Below are 20,935 nucleotides of genomic sequence, written 5' to 3'. Positions count from 1 at the left end.
AGCGAGATCGCGCGGGCCGACGGCGGAGATTACGCCTGGGAGGGGGTGGACGCGGGGGTGTCGGCCTGCGGCTTGGCCGGGGTGCTGTCCGAGATGTTATCGGCAGCGTTATGGGCAGCATTCGCGGCAACGTCGGCCTGAGCCTGTTCCACCGATACCGCCGGTGCGTCCGCCTGCGGAGCCGCCGGTTCGGCTGCTACCGCCGCGCTTGCCGCATCGGTCGGCGCTTCGCCAGCTGCAGCTACATTCTGCGTGGCCGCACCCGCATCGCCCGCCGCATTCGCGCCGGCTGCCGTTTCAGCGGCCTTCTGCGCGCCCTTCGCCGCGCGATGCGCGAGCAGACGCTGCGCGCCAGCGGCTTCCTGAGCGGTAACCTTGCCGGCTTCGACGCCCGCCAGATCGACACGCGCCGCGCCTTCGACGAGGCTCTTCCAGTAACGGCCGCCACGGCACCACGTCTTGATCGCGTCGCGCAATTCGGCTTCCGTCAGCGACAGATCCTTCGCATGCACGACGAGGTCTTCGAAAATACCGATTTTCAGCGGCAGCTTCGGCGCGGGGTTCTTCGGGAACGCAACCGGGAAACGCTTTTGCAGACGACCGATCGAGCGCACCACCGGATCGACCGGTTTCGCGTCCGCCGCCTGAGCCGCGGGCGCCGCACCACGCTGCTGCGGGCGAGCGGGCCGCGAGCCCGGCTTGCCGTCCGGGCGGCCGCCAGCCTTGCCGGCCGGCTTCGCCGAGGAACGGCCGCCAGACCGCGCGCCGGCATTGGCGGCAGAATTCGCGGCCGGATCTGAAGCAGGCTTGCCACCAGACTTCGAAGCGGGCCGCGCAGCCGACTTGCGGTCGGACTTGCCGGTGGACTCGGTAGCGGCACGCGCCGCAGCCAGTTGCTTCTTCAGTTCAGCGAGTTGTTCGAAACCCATAGTGCACAACCAATCTGTCGATCTGTAAAGACGAGATTGTAGCAGCGTGCGCCAACGCGCTCGTGACAACCCCACAGTGGAATCAGGACGGCTCGCCCGCGGCCGCGACGGACGTGTCGGCATCGTGCGCGCGCAGCCCCGTTACGGTGACGCGCAAGCCGGGCGCGCCGACGTTGTTGCGCAGCGACAGCGCCAGCTGATGACGCTCGGCAATCCGCGCGACGATCGCGAGGCCGAGCCCGCTGCCCTCGCCCTTCGAATCCTCGCCGCGATAGAAACGGTCGAATACGCGGGCGAGTTCCGCCTCCGGAATGCCCGAGCCACTATCGACGACTTCGAAGCCGACCTGCCCGTCCGAGCGCGTAAGCACCACATCGACCCGGCCGCCGGGCGGCGTATGGCGGATCGCGTTATTGATCAGGTTTCCTAATAGCACGCTCATCCCGTGCGGTTCGGCGAGCACCCTATACGCATCCTTCGATTCACGCGCGTGTTCGCATTCGAGTCCCAGATCGATCTCGCGCAGCTCCGCGAGCAAAGAGCAGTCGCTGACCGCCTGTTCGCCGATGCGGCGCAGACTGACCGGCACCCTCGACGTAACCGGCTGCGCGTCCTCGCGCGCAAGCGTCAGCAGTTGCTGCACCAGATGGATGATGCGATTCACGCGATACTCGACGCGCTCGAGCGTCTGCCCCTCGCCCCTCAGCGAACCATCGCACGACGCCGCCTGCAGTTGCAGCTTCAGCGCCGCAAGCGGCGAGCGCAATTCGTGCGCGGCATCGGCGATAAACGTGCGCTGCGCCTGCGACGCCGTATGCAGACGTTGCAGCAGATCGTTCAGCGCTTCGACGAGCGGGCGGATTTCGACCGGCACCGTGCCGTCGAGCCGCAGTGGTTCGAGCGAATCGATCGAGCGCGTCGCGAGCGCGCGCGACAGCCCACCAATCGGCGCGAGCCCACGCGCGACCACCAGCAGCACCAGCAGGATCGTCACCGGCAACAGTACGCCAAGCGGCCACAGCGTATGCAACGCAAGATGCAGCGCGAGATCCTCGCGCACCGAGACCGGCTGTGCGACCTGCACGTAGCGGTCTTTCTGCGCGACGCCGAAAGCGCGCCAGTGATAGTCGCCGCGCGTCACCGTATGGAAACCCGGCGGCAGACGCTCGAACACCGGCGCCTGCGCGGAGTGATAGACCAGCGCGCCGCTGTCGTTCCAGATCGCGATGACGATGCGGTCGTCGGCCAGATCGCCCAAGTCGGGGTCGTGATGCTCGCCGCCGCCCGTGCCGCTCAGATTCGACGGCAACGATAGCGCGACCGTGCGCAGCTCGTAGTCGAACAGTTCGCTGGCTTCGCGCCGCGCGGTATGAAAGATCGCGTAGGCCGCGACCACCGAGGCCGCCGCCATGCCGAAGATCAGCCAACCGAGCAGCCAGCGGCGAATCGACGTCATCCGCATCGCTTCAGGCGATAGCCGACGCCGCGCACGGTCACGATCTGCTCCGCGCCGATCTTGCGCCGCAGGCTGTGCACATGCACTTCGATCGTATTGCTGCCGACTTCCTCGCCCCAGCCATACAGCTTGTCTTCGAGCTCGGCCTTCGTGAACACCCGCGTCGGCTCCTCGATCAGCGCCTGCAGCAGCGCGAATTCGCGCGGCACGAGCGGCAGCGGCGCGCCGTCTTTGGTGACTTCGTGCGCGGCGGGATCGAGCGTCAGTTCGCCGTGGCTGTAGACCGGCTGCTTCTGGCCGGTGCGCCGGCGCAGCAACGCGCGGATGCGCGCGGCCAGTTCGTCGAGATCGAACGGCTTGACGAGGTAGTCGTCGGCGCCGGCGTCGAGGCCGCGGATGCGTTCGTCGACCGCGTCGCGCGCGGTCAGGATGATGACCGGCGCCGCCCCGCCGTTGCGGCGATATGCGTTCAGCACGTCGATGCCGTCCTTCTTCGGTAGGCCGAGATCGAGCAGCACGAGGTCGTACACATCGTTGCCGAGCGACAGTTCCGCCGCGCGGCCGTCCTCGGCCCAGTCGATCGCATAGCCCGCGCGGCGCATCGCGCCGAGCACCGATTCCGCGATCATGTCGTCGTCTTCGACCAGTAGCAGGCGCATGGCCTCTCCCCTCTTTCGTGCGAATTGAGCGGCCGTATTATCGGTTGCGGCGGCTTAACGAGACCTTAACACTGAGGACGATTCATAACGAATCATGTCGAGTCATTGTCAATGACTAAACCCCAGCCGGACGTGCGCCAGCTTCGACAGCCTGCGCGCCGACGCGGCGCCACTCTTGTGAGCCCGAACACGCTAATATTCGCGAGGGTGCATTCCAACGCTTCTGAAAAGTTGTATCTGACCGCCGTTCTCCTACAACCCATTTGCCGGGAAGAGAAATGCCCAAATCAAGCCTGATACAGCCCGTTTCAACGTTCGAACCGCTGCCGGCTGCGCCTTTGCCGGAGATTAAAACACCGGTCGAATATGCATTCGAAACACTAAGGGCCGAAATCGAAGAATTCCAGGACTCACTGGAGAACGGTGAAGCAGTTGGCGGACTTCTGGCATCGTTCGGCAAGACGATCTCGCTACAAATCACTCGACTGACACTTTCGGGCCAGTTTTTTTGTTTCGACGGCATTATCGAGACCGGCGAAGAAGCACGGCTCGTCCAGCACTTCACTCAAACGTCCGTGTTACTCGTGAAGGTTCGCACCGAAAAACCCACTCGGCCCATCGGTTTTCTGGCGCAGTAAATGGACGGGAAAAGCCCGCTGGCTTTTCGGCTCAGCGGGCATTCTTCAAAATATCGTAGATTCCAGTTTGGCCCCTCTCCAGGGACTTTTGCTGGAGTCGTGAACCTCGGCACATTCATGTTTGTGCTGGATTTGAATGTGGTGACGCCCTTACCAAGCCTGGTCCGAGCGTCGGTCTTAGTCGCCGTTCCGGCTTCAGTGTTATCGCTGTTTGCATGCATCTGTGCGTGTTGACAGTTTCCCACGATGTTCCAGTTGCCATCGCTCGCGTCGCAGTGCGTTCCGGCGCCTGTCGGAGCCTACTTCAAGCCTTCGCGGCGAAATCGGGAAGGCATTCTTTGCAACGCGCAATGCGGCCGCCGTGATAGTTGTATCGGCTGATCTGGCCAGTACGACACAATAGATGGCAATTGATTTCAAGGTTGGAATCCACCGGAGTTGCACGCTCTACACGCGGTACGAATACCGCGGCAACCCGTTGAGCGACGAGGCGCGCGAGGGCCACCGGCTCATCACCTCGGCCGCGGCGCAAGAACTCGCGCGCGACGGCCGTCAGCTAAGACGACTCCTCCCGTTCCTGCGCGATGCGCGCGTCGGCGCATTGCCAAGCGGCGCTACGCCGGAACAGCTCGTGCGGGCGCTGCAGGCTGCCGTCGGGCGCAGCGAAGTGATTGCCGTTATATCGAAGCCGCTGGCACCGAACAGAAGCGCCGCGCCCATTCAGCAGGAGATCCGGCCGTACTACGAGACCGTCACACCATCCCAGCTCTTCGGACGCACGCAGCCTGTCGTGCGTGCCGCGCGTTCGCTTGAACGCCCGAGATTGCCGAGGCTGCCCGCCGACGACGGCCTTGCGATCTGGTTCGCGCGCCCGGGCGACGTGCTGCCCGATGGGACCATCGCTACACCGGTTTCGACGCCGCTCGGGGACGCGCAGCCGTTCGGGTATTCTGAAAACGCGGTGGGTGTCGATGTGACTGACCTCGCCGCACGGGGTGTGAGCGAAGCTACAGAGTCAGCCTGCTTTGAACAGTATGAGCGCGACATGGAATTTTGTAGCGCGATCGCCAGACCGATGAGCGGTTCTCGAGGCCGTGCCATTTGTGAGAAAAATGTGTTCGACAATTATCAACAGTGCAGAGGATATTGATGGTTTCCCATCCGCCGTATTCAGTGGTTCTAACGTACTCTGAGGAAAATCAAGCCCTTACCGTGCAATCCGTCGATCCCGCGGAGGTGGCTCCCCTTGTGGCTGGGAAGATCAAGATGCCAATTTTGCTCGACGAACACGACTTCAAGATCGACGACGAATTCGCGCGGCGGCTTGGCGTCGCCATGCTCAACGTGATTGCGCTCGGTCAGCCCGACATCAGGCAGTACATGTCGGTGACGCAGGATCCAGTCGACAGGTCTTAACAAACATAGACCGCACGCCGTAAACCATCGTCCGGACGATACCGCCATCGCGCGTTACCCGCCCCCACCACATCAAGCCAGCACATGGCAGCGCCTGCAGTTCTTCGGCATGACGGTCACGAAATGATGGAGCAGGCTCAAGACATGTTCCGAGACGGCGATGACTAACACCAAAGAAGAGATCCAGCGCCGCCTTTCCGCGCTTGTTGGCCTCGATATAAGCTCTGTCAGCTACGCGGCAGACATGTTGACACTTCATTTTGGCCCGCAGAAGCAGTACACGACTCGCCGAGGAACGCTTCTCGAAGGCGGCGCCTGGGCGCTGCATATTCAATGCGGCTGGAGACTGGAACAGAATGGCCAGCTCCTCGCGTCCTACGCGGATTTTTCAGTATCGGAGGACAGTATCCGCTTTACAGCGCACCGGATACACGATTGGCTCATGCCGAGCCATACGACAACGGTTCAAGGTATAGACGTAGGCGATATGGCGACCGTGACTCTCATACTGTCGCGCGGCTTGCGGCTCACCGTCACCCCGCACGGTGTAGAAAATGAAGAAGACTGGCGCGTGTTTGAACCCGACTCCGACGCGAAGCATTTCGTGATCGAGGGCGGCAAGGTCGATCCGTGGTCTTTATCGTGACTGCGGATTGAAGGCACGATCGCTCGCGCGTTCGCGCAGATCCTGCGCTCGTAATGCGTAATACAAGCCGCGCCCTGTCGAATAACAACGAAAAAAAAGCGCACCGATAGTGAAGAAAGGCCAGACACCCAGCCGCAAAATCAGCCGCCCGACCGCACCACGTCTCTCCTTATAGCTCGCAAACCAACGCCCCAACCACCCATCCATCACCCGCCGATCATCACACGCAACCACACGTTAAGCCTGTCTTAAGCGCGTACTTCTCACAATTGGCTCCGCTTGCGAGGCATCGTCCCGATCGCCCGCCTCTTCACCGATTCACAGGAGCCGGATTTTGTCTGCTTCCCATGCCGTTGCGGCCACCGCGTCGACATTTGCGTCGCTGGCTGCGTCGCGCGTTGCATCCGCATCCCGGTCGATGCGTCTGCGTGCGCTCGTGCCGCTGTGCGCGCTGCTCGTCGGCGGCTGCGCGATGTATCACCGCGAGCCGCTCGCGCCGCAGGACACCTCCACGTCCGCGCGTTCGCTCGAACGCATCCACATCGATCCCGACAGCATGCCGTTGCCCGAGCTGGCCGCACATCGCTTCGATCCCGCCGATGGTCTCGACATCGACGAAGTCGCGATGCTCGCGGTCGCCAACAATCCCGACCTGAAGCTGGCCCGCGACGATCTCGGCATCGCCCGCGCGCAGGCGTATTCGGCGGGCCTGTTGCCCGATCCGCAATTGAGCGTGTCGAGCGATTATCCGGGCGCGGCCGGCACCACGCGCGCGTTCAATTACGGCCTGAGCATCGACGTGATGGCGATCGTGCTGCGCAGCGCCAACAAGCAATCCGCCGACGCAACGGTCGCGAAGACCGATCTCGGCCTGCTGTGGCAGGAATGGCAGATCGTCGCGCAGGCGCGGCAGCTGTTCATCAAGCGTTGCTTCCAGCAGCGCACGCTACCGCTGTTGCAACAGCAGCGCGATCTCGCGCGCACGCGCTACGAGCGCATGGCCGCGGCGCGCGCCGACGGCAACCTGACCGACGACACGCTCACTACCGCACTGCTCGCCTACAACGATGCGCGCAAGCAATACACCGACGCCGAACGCACGGCCGCGCAAACGCATCACGATCTGAATGCGCTGCTCGGTCTCGCACCGGACGTGCAGGTGCAGTTGCAGATGGATCACGATCTCGACACCGAGCCGCTTTCCGACACCACGCTCGACGCGGCCCTCGCCAACCTCGCGCATCGTCGCCCCGACCTGATCGCGTTGCAAGCCGGCTATGAGGCGCAGGAGCAGAAATATCGCGCGGCGATTCTGAGCCAGTTTCCGAGCCTGTCGGTCGGCTTCGTACGCGCACGCGACACGTCGAACATCTACACGAGCGGCTTCCAGATCAATCTGAGTCTGCCGATCTTCAATCGCAATCAGGGCAACGTCGCGATCGAAAAAGCGACCCGCCAACGGCTGCGCGACGAATACCAGACGCGCCTGAACCAGGCCTACGCGGACGTTGCGCGGCTACGCGAGGACAGCACGATCCTCGCGCGCCAGTTGCAGCAGACCGAGGCCGCGCTGCCGGGCGTCGAGCGCACCGCGCAGGAGTCCGCCGCGGCCTACGCCGACCACGACCTCGCGCTCGGCGCCTACACCGATGCGCAAAGCGCCGCGCTCACCAAACGCATCGACGTCGCGACGTTGCGCGAAGCGCTCGCCGAACAGCGTGTCGGCTTGCAGGCGCTGCTCGGCAGCGCGATTCCCGATGCCTTCTCTTCCGCCCAGACTTTCATCGACACTCATGCGAAATAGCCCGCTTAACCTGTTTTCAGCACGACGGTCGTGGCCGCGTGTCGCGGCCGTCGTCGCGCCGCTCGTTGCCGCGGTGCTGCTGTATGCCGCCATTCATCCGGTCCGCGCGGACGATAGCGCCGCCCACGAGCCGCAACCGTCGGTCGCGGTACAGACCGTGCGCGTGCAACGCGCCGAGATTGCCCAACCCGTGCGCGGCTTCGGGATCGTCGCGGCCACCGCGTCGAGCGTGACGACGATCAACCTGCCCTACGTCGCGCGTATCGCACAGATGCGCGTGCAGGCCGGCGAAACCGTCAAACGCGGCGCGCCTCTGTGCGTCGTGCAGGCCGATCCCGCTGCCGTGCTTGCCGCCGCCCAGGCGAGAAGCGCGCTGACGCTCGCGCAAGGCGAGTTAACACGCATGCGGTCGCTGTACGACAAAAACCTCGCGACGCAATCGCAGCTCGCCAATGCAAGCAAGGCCGTCGACGATGCGCGCGAAGCGCTCGCCGCGCAGAATCGGACCGGCATCGCAAACGGCGACAAGATCGTGACGGCGCCGTTCGACGGCGTGGTGCTGCAGTTGTCGGCGGCACAAGGCGACCAGTTGCAGGCCGGCGCGGCAATCCTGCAGCTCGCGAGCGGCACGAATCGTGACGCAAGCCCTGACGCAAGAGCCAACGTGCTGCTCGGCGTAGAGCCCAGCGATGCCGCCACAACCCACCCCGGCGATACGGTGACCCTGCGCGGCCTGTCCGCCGCGCTCGCGAAGACCTCCGTCGAAGGCCGCGTGATTCTGGTCGGCGCATCGATCGATCAGCAATCCCAACTGGTCAACGTCAGCGCGACGTTCCCGCTCGCGCAGACGCCGTTCATCCCGGGCACGCGCGTCGTCGCCGACATCGCGACGCGCAACGGCACGCACTGGATCCTGCCGCGCGCGGCCGTGCTCGAGGACGGTCAGCACGCGTACGTGTTCCAGATCACGCCGCAGCACCGTGCCCATCGCGTCGCGGTGAACATCGCGGTCGAAAACGGAGCGCGCTATGGCGTCGATGGGCCGCTCGATCCCGCGCTCGGTGTCGTCACCAGCGGCAACTATGAGTTGAACGACGGCATGGCGGTACGCACCGGTGGAGATGGCGCGCGATGAACTTCGGCCAATGGATGCAGACGCATCGCCGCTCGCTACTGTTCGTGATCGCGCTGCTCGCGATTGCCGGCGCGCTGACCGCGTTCCGTCTGCCGATCTCGCTGTTTCCGAACGTCGCGTTTCCGCGCGCGGTCGTGTCGCTCGATGCCGGCGACCGCCCCGCCGAGCAGATGACGACGCTCGTCACGATGCCGGTCGAGGAAGCGCTGCGCCACGTGCCGAACGTGCGCGACGTCAACTCGACGACGAGCCGCGGCGCCGCGGAAATCTCGCTGAACTTCGACTGGGGCACCGACATGGCGCAGGCGACCTTGCAGGCGCAATCGGCGATCAGCGAAATTCTCGCGACGCTGCCGCCCGGCACGACGATGCAGGTGCGGCGCATGGACCCGACCGTGTTTCCGGTGCTCGCGTACAGCCTGACGTCGACGCGACAATCGCTCGCCGCGCTGCGCGATCTCGCGCAGTTCCAGATGCGGCCGCTGCTGTCGTCGGTGGAAGGCGTCGCGCGCGTCGAGGTGACCGGCGGCGCGCTGGACGAGTTCGAGGTTGCCATCGATCCCGCACGCCTCGCCGCGTACAAGCTGTCGCTCGCGGATGTCTCGAAGGCGATCGGCGCCAGCAACGTGCTGATGGCGAACGGCCGCATCGAGGATCACGACAAGCTGTACCTCGTCGTCACGAATTCGACCATCACGCAGCTCGACGAACTGCGCAACGTCGTCGTGTCCGCCAACGCCAATGCAAACGGCGCGCAGGTCCGTCTCGGCGACGTCGCGACGATGAGCCAGGGCGTCGTGCCGCAATGGATGCGCGTCACCGCCGACGGTCAGGATGCGGTCCTGCTGAACGTCTATCAACAGCCCGGCGCGAACAGCGTCGCGATGGCGCGCGCGATTCGTGCGAAGCTCGCCGCGTTCGAGCCGCAGATGCCCGCAGGCGTGCATCTGTCGAACTGGTACGACCAGAGCGAACTCGTGATCGCGTCGGCCACCAGCGTGCGCGACGCGATCATGATCGGCGTGGTGCTCGCCGCACTGACGCTGTTCGTGTTCCTGCGCAACTGGAAGATCACCGCGATCGCGGTCGCGCTGGTGCCGGTCGTGATGGCCACGACGATCCTGCTGCTCGACGTGTTCGGCATGGGCTTCAACATCATGACGCTAGGCGGCATGGCCGCGGCGGTCGGCCTCGTGATCGACGATGCGATCGTGATGATCGAACACATCGTGCGACGCATGCGCGAGGCCGGCGCGCGCGCGTTTCACGGCCGCGTGATGGCCGCGGCGCTCGAATTTACGCGGCCGCTCGCGGGTTCGTCGGCGGCGACGCTGATCATCTTCGTGCCGCTCGCCTTTCTGTCAGGCGTGACGGGGGCGTTTTTCAAGGCGCTGTCGCTGACGATGGCAAGCGCGCTGCTGATTTCGTTTCTGGTCACGTGGCTCGCGGTGCCGATCCTGTGCGACCGCTGGCTGAAGCCGGAAGACGCCGAGGAGCACAAGGAAACGCGTTTCGCCGCGTGGCTGAACCGTCGCTATGCGGTGACGGTCGGGCGTGTGATCGCACGGCCGCCGCTCGTGTTGCTGGGCGTCGTGCCGTTGATCGTCGTCGCGGCGTTCGCGTTCACGCGCGTCGGCAGCGGCTTCATGCCGAGCATGGACGAAGGCGGCTTCGTGCTCGACTATCACACGCGGCCGGGCACCTCGATCACCGAAACCGACCGGCTGATGAAGCAGATCGAGCAGATCGTGCGCGCCAATCCGAACGTCGCGACCTATTCGCGACGCACCGGCGCGGGTCTCGGCGGCGATCTGAACGAGCCGAACAAAGGCGACTTTTTCGTGCGGCTGAAGTCCGGCAAGCGCGAACCGATCGACACCGTGATGGAGGAAATCCGCTCTCAGATCGACGCGCAGGTGCCGGGCGTCAGCATCGAACTCGCGCAGCTGATGGAAGATCTGATCGGCGATCTGACCGCGGTGCCGCAGCCGGTGCAGATCAAGATCTTCTCCGACGACCCCAACACGCTCGACGCCACCGCGCGCAAGGTCGCCGCGCGCATCGGCCAGATTCAAGGCATCGTCGATGTGAACGACGGCATCAATCCCGCCGGCGATGCGATCGAACTGCACATCCTGCCCGCTGCCGCCGCGGCAGAAGGGATGGACCCGCAGGCGATCGCGCAGGCGGTCACCGATATGCTCGAAGGCAACGTCGCGACGCAATTCCAGAGCGGCCCGAAAACGGTCGGCGTGCGCGTGCGGGTCGACGGCGTGCGCCAGATGACCGATACGCAACTCGGACAGTTACAGATCCGCGCGCCGGACGGACATCTGTTCGCGCTGAAGCGCGTCGCCGATCGCGTGACGGTGACCGGTCAGCCCGAGATCAGCCGCTCGAACCTGAAGCGGATGGTCGCCGTGACCGCGCGCATCGACGGGCGCGATCTCGGTTCGACGATTGCCGACGTGCAAAAGGCGCTCGGCGACGCGAACCTGCTGCCCGCCGGCGTCTACTACGAACTCGGCGGTCTGTACCAGCAACAGCAGATTGCCTTCAAGGGGCTGCTGAGCGTGTTCGGCGCGGCGATCGCGCTGGTGTTCGGGCTGCTGCTGTTCCTCTACGAACGACTGCGGGTCGCGCTCGCAGTGTTGATCATGCCGCTGCTCGCGGCGGGAGCGGTCTTCATCGGCCTGTGGATCACCGGTATCGAGTTGAACATCTCGGCGATGATGGGGATGACGATGATTATCGGCATCGTCACCGAGGTCGCGATCTTCTATGTGTCGGAGTTGCAGGCGCTGGTGCGCGACGAGGACATGCCGTTCGACGACGCGTTGCAGGCCGCCGGCCGCAACCGTCTGCGTCCAATCGCGATGACGACGATCGCCGCGATCCTCGCGCTGTTGCCGCTCGCGTTCGCGTTGGGGCAAGGCTCGGCGATGCAGCAACCGCTCGCGATCGCGATCATTTCCGGGCTGATCGTGCAATTGCCGCTCGTGCTGGTACTGCTGCCAGTCCTGCTGAAGCTGTTGATGAAGAAGCAGGCTGTGTGATCGATCGGTACGCACGGTGCGTCGTGCGTGCCGCGCGGCAGCCGTTATCTCACGCCAGCACGTCCGCGAATCCCCCGACCCGCGCGCCCAGCGCGCGGATCGCGGCGGCCACGCGCGGCGACAGCAGCGCCTGCAGTTCGTCGGCATGACGGTAATCGCGCATGCCATCGCTCAACGCATCGCCGCAGAACGCCGGATGACAGTAGATCTCGCCGACCCCGTGCGGCAGATCGGCGAGCGCGGCGAGCCACGCCGCTTCGTCCATGCGGCCGCTCGCGGCGATACCGACCACGTAGTCGTTGTGCGCGACGCCCGCGCGCTCGAGCCGCGTCTTCACGTGCGCGATCCACGGGCGTAGCCAGAGCGGCGCGTTCGCCTCGAACGGCAGACGCATCGCCTTCATTCCGTAGTCGCGGCCGATGTCGAGAATCAGATCGAGCACGGTCGGATGCAGATGAAAATGCTTGTGCGTGTTCACGTGGTCGAGTGTCAGGCCGGTCGCGGCGAACGCTTCGAATTGCGCGCGAATTTCGCGCGCGAGTTGCCGGCGCACGTGCGGCAGAAAGAAAAAACGCATGCCGTCGCGCACCATGTTGCTGCCGAAGCGGCCATGCTCGTCGAGCAACGCGGCGATCTGCGCGCGCGGCGTCAGCGCGGCGCCGTCGGCGAGCACCAGATGCAGGCCCACCCGCAACGCCGGCAACGCCCGTGCGCGGGCGAGCGCATCCTCGACGGCCGGCGCGCCGACCATCAGGCTCGCGGCGCGCAACACGCCGTCGCGATGCGCGCGTTCGACCGCGGCATTGACGCGCGGATGCAGGCCGAAGTCGTCGGCGGTGACGATCAGTCCGCGGGTGGCGTTCGGTGTCGAGGGTTCCATTGCAGGTTTCATCGCGCGATTCACGTGAGACTGTCGAGCCGACCACGACGCTCGGCGGCCGTCGTGCCGACCTGCATGCGCGCGCCGCGCCGCGCCACCTGCGAACCGAACGCGCTGACGAGCCATTGCAGCGCGAGCAGCGTATCGCGCAACGGCAGCAGCGGCAGATCGCGCCAGAACGTACGCGTGCGGCGCGACGCCCGCAGATGCAGCAGCAGGCGCGCGCCAAAGCTCAGCGCGCTCGCCGATGCGCTCGCCACCACCACCGCGAACGGCGTATGAACGCACGCGCTCGTCGCCAACGACGCGCTCAGCCACACGCTCGTCAACAGCCAAGGCGTCGGGAACGTGATCAGCAGCGACGCGAAACCGGATGGGTTGATCGAGCGGATCGTGCGCAGCCAGCGCGTTTCGCGCTGCCACAGCGCGGCGAAGGTCGGCTCGATCACGTCGGTGGCGACCATCACGCGCGACAGCACCGTTTGCAACCCGAGTGCGCGCACGTGTTCGGCAAGCCAGTAATCGTCGGCGAGGCAATTCTTCAGCGCATCGAAGCCGCCGATGCGATCGAGCGTCGCGCGCCGCAACGCGAGCGTCGCACCGAAGCCGAAGCGGCGCGAACCCAGCGCATGCGCAACGCGCACCGACGGCGCGAACCATTCGTTGATGAACAATGCGCCGACGCGCGGCCAGAAACCGCCGACGCCGCGCGCGACGTACAGGCACGTGACCACGCCGACGTTCGGGTCCGCGAGCGGCGCGGCCACGCTGTCGAGATAATCCGCATCGACCGCGATGTCGCTGTCGGCGATCACGATCACGTCGTGACGCGCGCGCGCCGCCATGTTGATCAGATTGCTGACCTTCAGATTGCTGCCGTGCACGCGCGTGTCGATCGCGAGTTCGATGTCGTGCGTTGGATAGGCGGCCTGCAAACGGCGCACCACCGCGATCGCCGGATCGTGCGGCGACGACACGCCGAGCACCAGCTGGAAGTGCCGATGCCGCTGTTCGCAGAAGGTGCGCAGATTTTCGTAAAGGCGCGGCTCGGCGCCGCACAGCGGTTTCAGCACGCTGACGCCGACCTGCGAGAACGGATGGAAAGAAGTGGCGGCATGACAGGCGCCGTTGAGCGACGCATTGCGCGCGGCACGCGTGGTCCTGCCATGATGATTCGACTTATGCCGCGCGGTGAAAAACGGCATCGTCAACGCGGCTGCCATCGTATAGATCGATGCGCCGATGCACCCCGCCAGCAGAACCCATTCACCTACCGTCAATGCGTGCGCCAGCATTGTCCGAATCCGTCAGTGCCCGGCCAGCACGAACGGTCGCCCTGTCAGACGCAGATGTAGCACGACGAGCCAGCGCCGCGGACAATCGGGCGCGAGCGCGACCGACGCATTGCCGACGCCAGCCGGTGTAACGAAATCGCGTTGCAGCGCGGAGTAAAAAGCATCCTGCGCGAATTCGCGCGCTACCGCCACACCGCCGACGATCACCGCCAGCGCGAACAGCCGGAACGAAGTGGAATCGAAAAACGCCTCGGGAACCGGCAGCACCGGCAGCGCGAGACATAACACCACCTCGACGCCAACGGCCGTGAGAGAGGCGATCAGCAGATGGGCTCGCAGCATGTCGATGATGACTGGCTTCATAACGTGCCTCTCGCGTGGTCCCGTGAGCTGACGGATGCGCGACGTCATGGGCGGAGAACTCGCTGGTGTCGCCTGCAGACGACATCGATCGGCATAATGATGTCTGCCGCATCGATCCATCGAAGTCCTTACGATCGGATTGCGACGATCCGACGATGCTATGGTCTCGCGCGCACATCACACCCTGCGACGACCATTGATAGCGCGTCGATAGTATCGATTCAAGCTGAAGGAAACCTTAAGCAACCGCAAGGTATGAAGCGGCTAACGAACGGCGTGGTTAAACTTGCCGGGCACGTCCGGTTGCGCACAGGCGTGCATGAACCGCCGCTTGAATAAATACGCGGTACGTTATGCAATAAAACTACCCAATGGAATCTTTGCCTCATGCGTGTACTCCTCGTAGAAGACGACGAGCTGATCGGCTGCGGTGTCGAAGCGGGCCTGCGGCAGGCCGGCTTCACGGTCGACTGGGCCCGCGACGGCCATAAGGCCGGCCTGGCACTCGACACCACGCAATACGCGTTGGTCGTGCTCGATCTCGGTCTGCCGCGCGTGAGCGGTACGGAACTGCTCACGCGCTGGCGCGACGCCGACAACCACGTGCCGGTGCTCGTGCTGACCGCGAAGGGCACGGTCGCCGATCGCGTCGACGGTCTCGAAGCCGGCGCCGACGACTACCTCGGCAAACCGTTCGATCTCACCGAGCTGGTCGCGCGTTGCCGCGCGCTGTTACGCCGCGCACAAGGACGCAGTATCGATCTGATTCGTTACCAGAATCTGACAGTGAATCCGGCCGCGCAAACGGTGCAGGTCGATGCAAACCGCGTGCCACTCACGTCGCGCGAATGGGCGATCCTGCTGCAATTGCTGACCAACCTCGGCATTCCGCAGTCGCGCTCGCGACTCGAGGAAAGCCTGTACGGCTGGCAGGAAGAAATCGAAAGCAATGCGATCGAGGTACACGTGTCGAATCTGCGCAAGAAGCTCGGCGCGGGGCTGATCAAGACCGTGCGCAATATCGGCTATGTGATGGAGAAGGAATGATGGGACCGTCGATTCGTCGGCGCCTCGCGCTGCTCGTGCTCGCGAGTATCGCGCTCGTGTGGGGCGTCGCGCTCGTCACCAGCTACCGGCAGGCGACGCGCGAAGTCGGCGAATGGGAAGAAGCGCGGCTCGCGGAGCTCGCGCAGATCCTCGCGCTGCTCGATCAGCCGAATCTGACCACGCTCGCCAACGCGCGCATCGACGTGCGCGAAGAAGAAAAAGGCGGCGACCCCGGCGCGAACGATCTCGACGACGACGACACCCTGCCGCGCGACGCCCTCTTCCAGGTGCTCGCCGCCAACGGTCAGGTTCTGGCGGGCAGCCCGCAACTGCACGCGCTCATGGCATGGGATCTGCCGCTGCCGGCCACGAGCGGCACGCAGGACATCATGCTGGGCGGCCAGATGTATCACTCGTTCACGCTGCGCAACAGCACGCTCGGCCATAGCGTGCGCGTGTTCGAGCCGGCCAATACGCGCAGCGATCTGGTGAGCGGCGTCGCGCGCCGCATCGCGCGGCCGACGCTGATCGCGCTGCCGGTGCTGGCGGTTCTCGTATGGTTCAGCATCGGCTGGAGTCTCGCGCCGCTGCAGGTGCTGTCGGCCGCAATCCGTTCGCGCGACATCAACCGGATGGAGCCGATCGGCATCGGCCGCACGCCGATCGAGGTGTGGCCGCTCGTCGATGCGATCAATCAGATGCTCGCGCGCCTGCATCGTTCGCTCGAACGCGAGCGTGCATTTACCGCCGATGCCGCGCACGAACTGAAAACGCCGCTCGCCGCGATCAAGGTGCAGGCGCAGGTCGCGCTCGCCGAGCCGGACATCGCGCTGCAGCGGCTCGCGATGGAGCGCGTCGTGCAGGGTGTCGATCGCAGCGCGCGGCTCGCGGAGCAACTGCTGCTGCTCGCGCGGCTCGACGTGCAGGAGAAAGTGCCGACCGAGCCGCTGAAGCCGGCGGCGATCGCGAAGACCGCGCTGCTCGCGAACGAGCGCAACGCGCAGCAGAAACATGTGAGCGTGATGCTGATCGGCGACATGCTCGCCGAGATCGACGCCGAGCCGGTGCTGATCGGCATCCTGCTCGACAATCTGCTCGATAACGCGATCAAGTACGGACGCGCGGGCGGCAACGTCGAAGTGTCGGTGCGTCAGGCGGACGGGCAGGTGCACGTGAGCGTGCGCGACGACGGCCCGGGCGTCGAGCCCGACGATCTCGCGCGTCTGACGAACCGCTTTTTCCGCGCAACAGGCAATCAGGCGACGGGTAGTGGACTGGGCTTATCGATCGTCGAGCGGATCGCCGCGCATTTCGGCGCGAACGTGCAGCTCGGCGCGGGTATCGGCGAGCGCGGGCTCGCGGTCAGGGTGTCGTTTCCGGCGTATGGGCCGGCGCGCTGAAGGCACTGGGGAGGTCGTTGCTCGGCGTGGCGGGAAGAATGCGGATCACTCGGTGGATCACACCGCGGACCACCGCGCGCGGCGTGAATGGCGAAGCGTGGCATGACGTAAGCGGCGAACGGACAAACCGGTCGCCCTTCGCAAGCATCAGTCGAAAGCGTCAACCGAAAGCATCAGTGCCGCTCGCGGTGCCCCTGCGCGTCAGCCACGCCCGAGCGCTGCCCGGCCAGTTCGGCGCGCACGCGCGGCGGTGTCGCGGGTGTGCCCGCGCCACCGGACGACTCGAAAAACTGCCACGCAATCAGCCCCGGCACGAACATCAGCAGATCGCGAATGCGCCGCGCGGCGGCGAGCGCGAGACAGGTGGCGGGATCCAGCCCCAACGCACCGCCGATCAGAATAAACGCGCCCTCCTGCACCCCCAGCCCGCCCGGCACGAAGAACGCCGCGCTGCTGATCGCCTGAATCAGCGATTCGATCACGACCGCCTCGACGAGCGTCACGCGCGCGCCGAGAAAATACAGCGCGAGCCAGATTTCGAGCGAGGTCAGGAAGCATTGCAGCGGCTGCCAGAAGAACAGATAGCGCAGTATCACCGCGCGGCGCCGCCAGATCACCTTGATCGACTGATCGATCTGCGCGGACTGTCCGACGAGCGTCGCGAGCTTGCCGCTCGTCATGCGGTTGAGCGCGCGCGTGATGCGCTCGAACGGGTTCGCATGCTGGACGAGCGCGAACAGCAGCAGCAACGGCGTCAGCACGACGATGCCCCATGCGAGCTGACTGGCGAGCCGCAGCGCGCCCGATTGCGCATGCGCGAACAGAAAGCCGATGCCCACCATCGTGAACATCAGCTGGCTGATGACGGTCAGCTGCATGTCGACGATGATGCTGCCCACCGCCGTCGATGACCGCACGCCCCAGCGTTTGAGCATGCGGAACGACACCAGCTCACCGCCGATGCGCGCGACCGGCAGCATGCAGTTGACCGATTCGCGCACCCATACCAGATGCAGCATCTTGCCGACGCTCGGCCGGTTCGCGCCGCGAATCAGCGAGCGCCAGTCGCAGGCGTTGGCGAGCATCGGCAGCACGTGCGCGAGCGCGGCCAGCACGAGCCCGGCGCCGGCCGCGCGCAACGCGCCGAACACCGCGCCCGGATCCTCGCGCCATACGAGCCAGAGCGACACCAGCAAACCCACGAGCGCGGCTGCACGGCCGAGGTGCTTCATCATGCGGGCACCTCGTATGCTTCGTGGCCCGGCGCGAAATGGAGCGCAACAGCTGCGCCCTTTTGCGCCATCGATTGCGCCGCGGTGTGCACTAGCGTATGCGCCATTGTGTACGCCACCGTATGTGCCATCGCATGTACCGCATCAAGCATCGACTTTTGAGGCGCGTTTCGTTCGGCCTTTATTGCAGCCTTTATCGCGGCCTCTATTGCAACCGATACCGCCGCGCGCCGCAGCGGCACCCACGCCGCCCTACGCGTCGCCGCGCGCACTGCCCGCCACGCCGCTGCCAGCCGCCCGCCTCGCCACGGCTGCGGCCACGGCCCGTTGCCGACCTCTTCGTTCATTGCCCGCCCAATCCGCCGTTCGTTCGTCATTCGTCCTGTACGGCCGACAGCAGTCCATCGCCGTCGACCTTGAAGCTGAAGCCCCGCCAGATCACCCGCGACGAGCGGAAGCTCGCGACGAAAATCGCAAACGATACGATATCCCATATCGGTAGCAGCCACAGGTCGCGACAGTGCTGGCGCAACGCGCGATCGGTGCGCCACTTCAGCGTGAGCCGCGCGACCATCGCGATCAGCACGAGCGGCCACGTCCACGGCGCAGCCCCCGAAAACGCGAGCGCCAGCAGCGCGAACGCGAACGGATGCACGAGCGCCGAGCCGAAATGGCCGAGCGGATCGATACGGCGAATCGTGCGGCTCCAGCGCAGTTCGTGCGCGACCAGCTGCGTCGCGCTCGCTTCGACGCACGCATGCGCGATCGCGAACGACGGAATCGCGACTTCCTCGCCGATCGCGCGCACCGCTTCGCCGATTGCATGGTCCTCGGCCAGGTGACGCGCAAACGGGTCGAAGCCGCCGATCCGCTCGTAGGTGTCGCGCCGCATCGCGATGGTCTGGCCGAAGCACGGCCGCGCGAGCCCGAGCGCGAGCCCCGTGACGACGCCCGGCAGGAACTGGTAGTTGGTCGCGATCGCCGACAGGCGTGGCCAGAAACCCGGATCGGGCTGGCCGCGATACGCGCAGGTGACGAGCCCGACGCCCGGCTTCTGCAACGTACCGATCACGTTGCGCAGATAGTCGGGGCCGACGCTCACGTCGCTGTCGGCGAACACCAGCATGTCGTGGCGCGCCTGCGGCAGCATGTTGAGGATATTGCTGATCTTGCGGTTCGGGCCGTACAGGCGCGCGTCGGCGACTACCGTCATGTCGGCGTCCGGATGCAGCAGACGCAGTTCCTCGACGGCCTGCAGCGCCGGGTCGGCCGAATCGTGAACGCCGAACAGAAATTGCACGGGCGCTGGATAGTCCTGCCTGCAGAAGCTCGACAGATTGTCGAGCAACGCCCACTCGTTGCCGTGCAACGGCTTGACGATGGTGACGGGTGGAAAACTGCTGGGTTCGGCCCCCGCCCTCGAGAAGAAACGCCCGATCAGCACGCTCGCGAGCACGGTATAGCCGATGCCGACAACGGCCGCCGCCGCGCACGCATACGCGAGCGTGACGGCGGCGACGTGTGCGGCGTTCACGCCTCGTGTGCGCGCAGGAAGCGGAAGAATTCGACGCCTTCGCGCAGGCGTCGTTTCATCATGTCCCAGCTCGTCAGCATTTCGCGCAGGATCTCCCAGATCTTCGACGGCCGGAAATAGAAACGCTTATAGAAGTTTTCGAGCTGGTGATACATCTCGTCGCGCGACAGATGCGGATAACCGATCGCCGCCAGCTGCACGCCTTCCTTGCTGACAAGATTGATGACCTTGTTCTCCGCGAGCCAGCCGTTCTCGACCGCCTGGTTGTACAGCGTGGTGCCGGGATACGGCGCGGCGAGCGACACCTGGATCGTCAGCGGATTGATCTCTTTCGCGTACTCGATGGTCTTCTGGATCGTTTCCGGCGTCTCGCCCGGCAGGCCCAGAATGAAGGTGCCGTGAACCTTGATGCCGAGTTTGCGGCAGTCCTGCGCGAAGCGCCGCGCGATGTCCGTGCGCAGGCCCTTCTTGACGTTCAGCAGGATCTGATCGTCGCCGGATTCGTAGCCGACCAGCAGCAGGCGCAGGCCGTTTTCCCGCATGATCTTCAGCGTCGAGTAAGGTACGTTCGCCTTCGCGTTGCACGACCACGTGACGCCCAGCTTGCCCATGCCTCGCGCGATTTCCTCGGCTCGCGGCTTGAAGTCAGTGAAGGTGTCATCGTCGAACATGATCTCCTTGACTTCGGGCATGTTGTCGCGAATCCACTTCACTTCCTCGAGCACGTTCTCGACCGAGCGCACCCGGTAGCGATGCCCGCCGACCGTTTGCGGCCACAGGCAGAACGTGCATTTCGAACGGCAGCCGCGACCCGTATACAGCGACACGTACGGGTGCTTCAGATAGCCGTTGAAATAGTTCTTGATGGTCAGGTCGCGCTTGTAGATCGGCGCGACGAACGGCAGCTCGTCCATGTTTTCGAGGATCGGGCGCGCTTCGTTGTGCTCAATCGAACCGTCGGGCGCGCGATAGCTCAAGCCGAGGATCTGCGCGAACGGCTTGCCTTCGGCGATTTCCTTGCAGGTGTAATCGAATTCTTCGCGGCACACGAAGTCGATCGCCTGGGTCGCGACGAGCGAATTATGCGGATCGACCGCGACCTTCGCGCCGACCATGCCGACCAGCAACGACGGCTTGCGCTTCTTGAGGTCTTCGGCGAACAACGCGTCGGTCGGGAAAGACGGGGTGCTGGTGTGGATCACCACCAGATCGTATTGCGTGGCGATGTCGAGCGCGGCTTCGACCGACAGGCCGTCCGCGGTCGCGTCGAGCACACGGCTATCGGGAACGAGTGCGGCGGGTTGTGCGAGCCATGTCGGATACCAGAACGAACGCACTTCACGCTTGGCCTGATAGCGCGAACCCGCGCCACCATCGAAGCCGTCGTAGGACGGCGCCTGCAAGAACAGGGTTTTCATGGATGCTCCAGCAAACCTTTTCGGCGC

At 65.0% G+C, this 20,935-nt stretch carries 18 protein-coding genes; 9 read left to right on the top strand and 9 right to left on the bottom strand.

What is annotated here, in order from left to right; all coding sequences use genetic code 11:
* Window positions 1-29 precede the first annotated feature (29 nt).
* From HHL14_RS09945 to HHL14_RS09935, 3 genes are all read right to left on the bottom strand, one after another.
* Entirely contained in the window at window positions 30-929 is a 900-nt protein-coding gene (locus tag HHL14_RS09945) for a ProQ/FinO family protein (RefSeq protein WP_169497432.1), read from the bottom strand.
* Window positions 930-1,011: 82 nt separating this feature from the next.
* Window positions 1,012-2,385, bottom strand: coding sequence for a sensor histidine kinase (locus HHL14_RS09940; protein WP_169497431.1), 1,374 nt, complete (start codon window positions 2,383-2,385; stop codon window positions 1,012-1,014).
* Window positions 2,382-3,044 carry a response regulator gene (locus HHL14_RS09935; RefSeq protein WP_169497430.1) on the bottom strand — a complete coding sequence of 221 codons (663 nt, stop codon included), beginning with the start codon at window positions 3,042-3,044 and terminating at the stop codon, window positions 2,382-2,384. Before HHL14_RS09935 ends, HHL14_RS09940 begins: the two co-directional genes overlap by 4 nt.
* Window positions 3,045-3,322: 278 nt before the next feature.
* Between HHL14_RS09935 and HHL14_RS09930 the strand changes: the two genes are divergently transcribed.
* The 7 genes from HHL14_RS09930 (at window position 3,323) to HHL14_RS09900 (ending at window position 11,739) form a co-directional block, all read left to right on the top strand.
* Window positions 3,323-3,682, top strand: a complete 360-nt coding sequence (locus HHL14_RS09930; RefSeq protein ID WP_169497429.1) for a DUF6173 family protein — start codon at window positions 3,323-3,325, stop codon at window positions 3,680-3,682.
* 403 nt (window positions 3,683-4,085) lie between these two features.
* Complete coding sequence (locus HHL14_RS09925; RefSeq protein WP_169497428.1) at window positions 4,086-4,832, top strand: hypothetical protein; 747 nt, start codon at window positions 4,086-4,088, stop codon at window positions 4,830-4,832.
* A gap of 116 nt (window positions 4,833-4,948) precedes the next feature.
* Window positions 4,949-5,098 carry a hypothetical protein gene (locus HHL14_RS33935; RefSeq protein WP_407945275.1) on the top strand — a complete coding sequence of 50 codons (150 nt, stop codon included), beginning with the start codon at window positions 4,949-4,951 and terminating at the stop codon, window positions 5,096-5,098.
* A gap of 160 nt (window positions 5,099-5,258) precedes the next feature.
* Window positions 5,259-5,744: a hypothetical protein gene (locus HHL14_RS09915; RefSeq protein WP_169497426.1), complete on the top strand. Its 486-nt coding sequence runs from the start codon at window positions 5,259-5,261 to the stop codon at window positions 5,742-5,744.
* A gap of 418 nt (window positions 5,745-6,162) precedes the next feature.
* The gene (locus HHL14_RS09910; protein WP_169497609.1) at window positions 6,163-7,548 is read left to right on the top strand and encodes a TolC family protein; all 1,386 of its coding nucleotides are present in this window, start codon (window positions 6,163-6,165) and stop codon (window positions 7,546-7,548) included.
* Window positions 7,538-8,683: an efflux RND transporter periplasmic adaptor subunit gene (locus HHL14_RS09905; RefSeq protein ID WP_169497425.1), complete on the top strand. Its 1,146-nt coding sequence runs from the start codon at window positions 7,538-7,540 to the stop codon at window positions 8,681-8,683. Before HHL14_RS09910 ends, HHL14_RS09905 begins: the two co-directional genes overlap by 11 nt.
* Window positions 8,680-11,739: an efflux RND transporter permease subunit gene (locus tag HHL14_RS09900; RefSeq protein ID WP_169497424.1), complete on the top strand. Its 3,060-nt coding sequence runs from the start codon at window positions 8,680-8,682 to the stop codon at window positions 11,737-11,739. The genes HHL14_RS09905 and HHL14_RS09900 overlap by 4 nt, the downstream gene beginning before the upstream one ends.
* A gap of 49 nt (window positions 11,740-11,788) precedes the next feature.
* On the opposite strand, the gene hpnK is transcribed toward HHL14_RS09900, so the two are convergent.
* From hpnK to HHL14_RS09885, 3 genes are read right to left on the bottom strand one after another with little or no spacing between them, the layout of a single operon-like run.
* A complete protein-coding gene (gene hpnK / locus HHL14_RS09895) occupies window positions 11,789-12,619 on the bottom strand; it encodes a hopanoid biosynthesis-associated protein HpnK (RefSeq protein WP_169497423.1) in 831 nt (276 codons plus the stop codon).
* A 20-nt stretch (window positions 12,620-12,639) separates the two neighbouring features.
* The gene (hpnI, locus tag HHL14_RS09890) at window positions 12,640-13,914 is read right to left on the bottom strand and encodes a bacteriohopanetetrol glucosamine biosynthesis glycosyltransferase HpnI (RefSeq protein WP_169497422.1); all 1,275 of its coding nucleotides are present in this window, start codon (window positions 13,912-13,914) and stop codon (window positions 12,640-12,642) included.
* 12 nt (window positions 13,915-13,926) lie between these two features.
* A complete protein-coding gene (locus HHL14_RS09885) occupies window positions 13,927-14,277 on the bottom strand; it encodes a hypothetical protein (RefSeq protein WP_169497421.1) in 351 nt (116 codons plus the stop codon).
* Window positions 14,278-14,664: 387 nt separating this feature from the next.
* Between HHL14_RS09885 and HHL14_RS09880 the strand changes: the two genes are divergently transcribed.
* Together HHL14_RS09880 and HHL14_RS09875 are read left to right on the top strand one after the other, a co-directional pair.
* On the top strand, window positions 14,665-15,324 hold the full coding sequence (locus tag HHL14_RS09880; protein WP_169497420.1) for a response regulator: 660 nt from the start codon (window positions 14,665-14,667) through the stop codon (window positions 15,322-15,324).
* Complete coding sequence (locus tag HHL14_RS09875) at window positions 15,321-16,724, top strand: ATP-binding protein (RefSeq protein WP_169497419.1); 1,404 nt, start codon at window positions 15,321-15,323, stop codon at window positions 16,722-16,724. Before HHL14_RS09880 ends, HHL14_RS09875 begins: the two co-directional genes overlap by 4 nt.
* Window positions 16,725-16,897: 173 nt before the next feature.
* Here the strand turns inward: HHL14_RS09875 and HHL14_RS09870 are convergent, their stop codons facing one another.
* The 3 genes from HHL14_RS09870 to hpnJ all read right to left on the bottom strand — a co-directional run bounded on the left by HHL14_RS09870 (window position 16,898) and on the right by hpnJ (window position 20,908).
* Window positions 16,898-17,959 carry a lysylphosphatidylglycerol synthase domain-containing protein gene (locus HHL14_RS09870; protein WP_169497418.1) on the bottom strand — a complete coding sequence of 354 codons (1,062 nt, stop codon included), beginning with the start codon at window positions 17,957-17,959 and terminating at the stop codon, window positions 16,898-16,900.
* 370 nt (window positions 17,960-18,329) lie between these two features.
* Complete coding sequence (hpnI, locus tag HHL14_RS09860; protein ID WP_169497416.1) at window positions 18,330-19,490, bottom strand: bacteriohopanetetrol glucosamine biosynthesis glycosyltransferase HpnI; 1,161 nt, start codon at window positions 19,488-19,490, stop codon at window positions 18,330-18,332.
* Window positions 19,487-20,908 carry a hopanoid biosynthesis associated radical SAM protein HpnJ gene (gene hpnJ / locus HHL14_RS09855; RefSeq protein ID WP_169497415.1) on the bottom strand — a complete coding sequence of 474 codons (1,422 nt, stop codon included), beginning with the start codon at window positions 20,906-20,908 and terminating at the stop codon, window positions 19,487-19,489. Before hpnJ ends, hpnI (HHL14_RS09860) begins: the two co-directional genes overlap by 4 nt.
* Window positions 20,909-20,935 lie beyond the last annotated feature (27 nt).

The sequence above is a fragment of the Paraburkholderia antibiotica genome, from assembly GCF_012927125.1.
Taxonomy (GTDB): Bacteria; Pseudomonadota; Gammaproteobacteria; order Burkholderiales; family Burkholderiaceae; genus Paraburkholderia; species Paraburkholderia antibiotica.
Note: the sequence above shows the minus strand (reverse complement) of the source record. Positions and strands in the feature narration are given on the sequence as shown.

Bases quoted from the DNA above. Each gene is read 5' to 3' on its own strand.
- HHL14_RS09945 (WP_169497432.1), bottom strand. From the start codon at position 929: ATGGGTTTCGAACAACTCGCTGAACTGAAGAAGCAACTGGCTGCGGCG.
- hpnI (WP_169497422.1), bottom strand. From the start codon at position 13,914: ATGCTGGCGCACGCATTGACGGTAGGTGAATGGGTTCTGCTGGCGGGG.
- HHL14_RS09925 (WP_169497428.1), top strand. From the start codon at position 4,086: ATGGCAATTGATTTCAAGGTTGGAATCCACCGGAGTTGCACGCTCTAC.
- HHL14_RS09905 (WP_169497425.1), top strand. From the start codon at position 7,538: ATGCGAAATAGCCCGCTTAACCTGTTTTCAGCACGACGGTCGTGGCCG.
- HHL14_RS09885 (WP_169497421.1), bottom strand. From the start codon at position 14,277: ATGAAGCCAGTCATCATCGACATGCTGCGAGCCCATCTGCTGATCGCC.
- HHL14_RS09875 (WP_169497419.1), top strand. From the start codon at position 15,321: ATGATGGGACCGTCGATTCGTCGGCGCCTCGCGCTGCTCGTGCTCGCG.
- HHL14_RS09940 (WP_169497431.1), bottom strand. From the start codon at position 2,385: ATGACGTCGATTCGCCGCTGGCTGCTCGGTTGGCTGATCTTCGGCATG.
- HHL14_RS09880 (WP_169497420.1), top strand. From the start codon at position 14,665: ATGCGTGTACTCCTCGTAGAAGACGACGAGCTGATCGGCTGCGGTGTC.
- HHL14_RS09900 (WP_169497424.1), top strand. From the start codon at position 8,680: ATGAACTTCGGCCAATGGATGCAGACGCATCGCCGCTCGCTACTGTTC.
- HHL14_RS09915 (WP_169497426.1), top strand. From the start codon at position 5,259: ATGACTAACACCAAAGAAGAGATCCAGCGCCGCCTTTCCGCGCTTGTT.
- HHL14_RS33935 (WP_407945275.1), top strand. From the start codon at position 4,949: ATGCCAATTTTGCTCGACGAACACGACTTCAAGATCGACGACGAATTC.
- HHL14_RS09870 (WP_169497418.1), bottom strand. From the start codon at position 17,959: ATGATGAAGCACCTCGGCCGTGCAGCCGCGCTCGTGGGTTTGCTGGTG.
- HHL14_RS09930 (WP_169497429.1), top strand. From the start codon at position 3,323: ATGCCCAAATCAAGCCTGATACAGCCCGTTTCAACGTTCGAACCGCTG.
- HHL14_RS09935 (WP_169497430.1), bottom strand. From the start codon at position 3,044: ATGCGCCTGCTACTGGTCGAAGACGACGACATGATCGCGGAATCGGTG.
- hpnK (WP_169497423.1), bottom strand. From the start codon at position 12,619: ATGGAACCCTCGACACCGAACGCCACCCGCGGACTGATCGTCACCGCC.
- HHL14_RS09910 (WP_169497609.1), top strand. From the start codon at position 6,163: ATGCGTCTGCGTGCGCTCGTGCCGCTGTGCGCGCTGCTCGTCGGCGGC.
- hpnJ (WP_169497415.1), bottom strand. From the start codon at position 20,908: ATGAAAACCCTGTTCTTGCAGGCGCCGTCCTACGACGGCTTCGATGGT.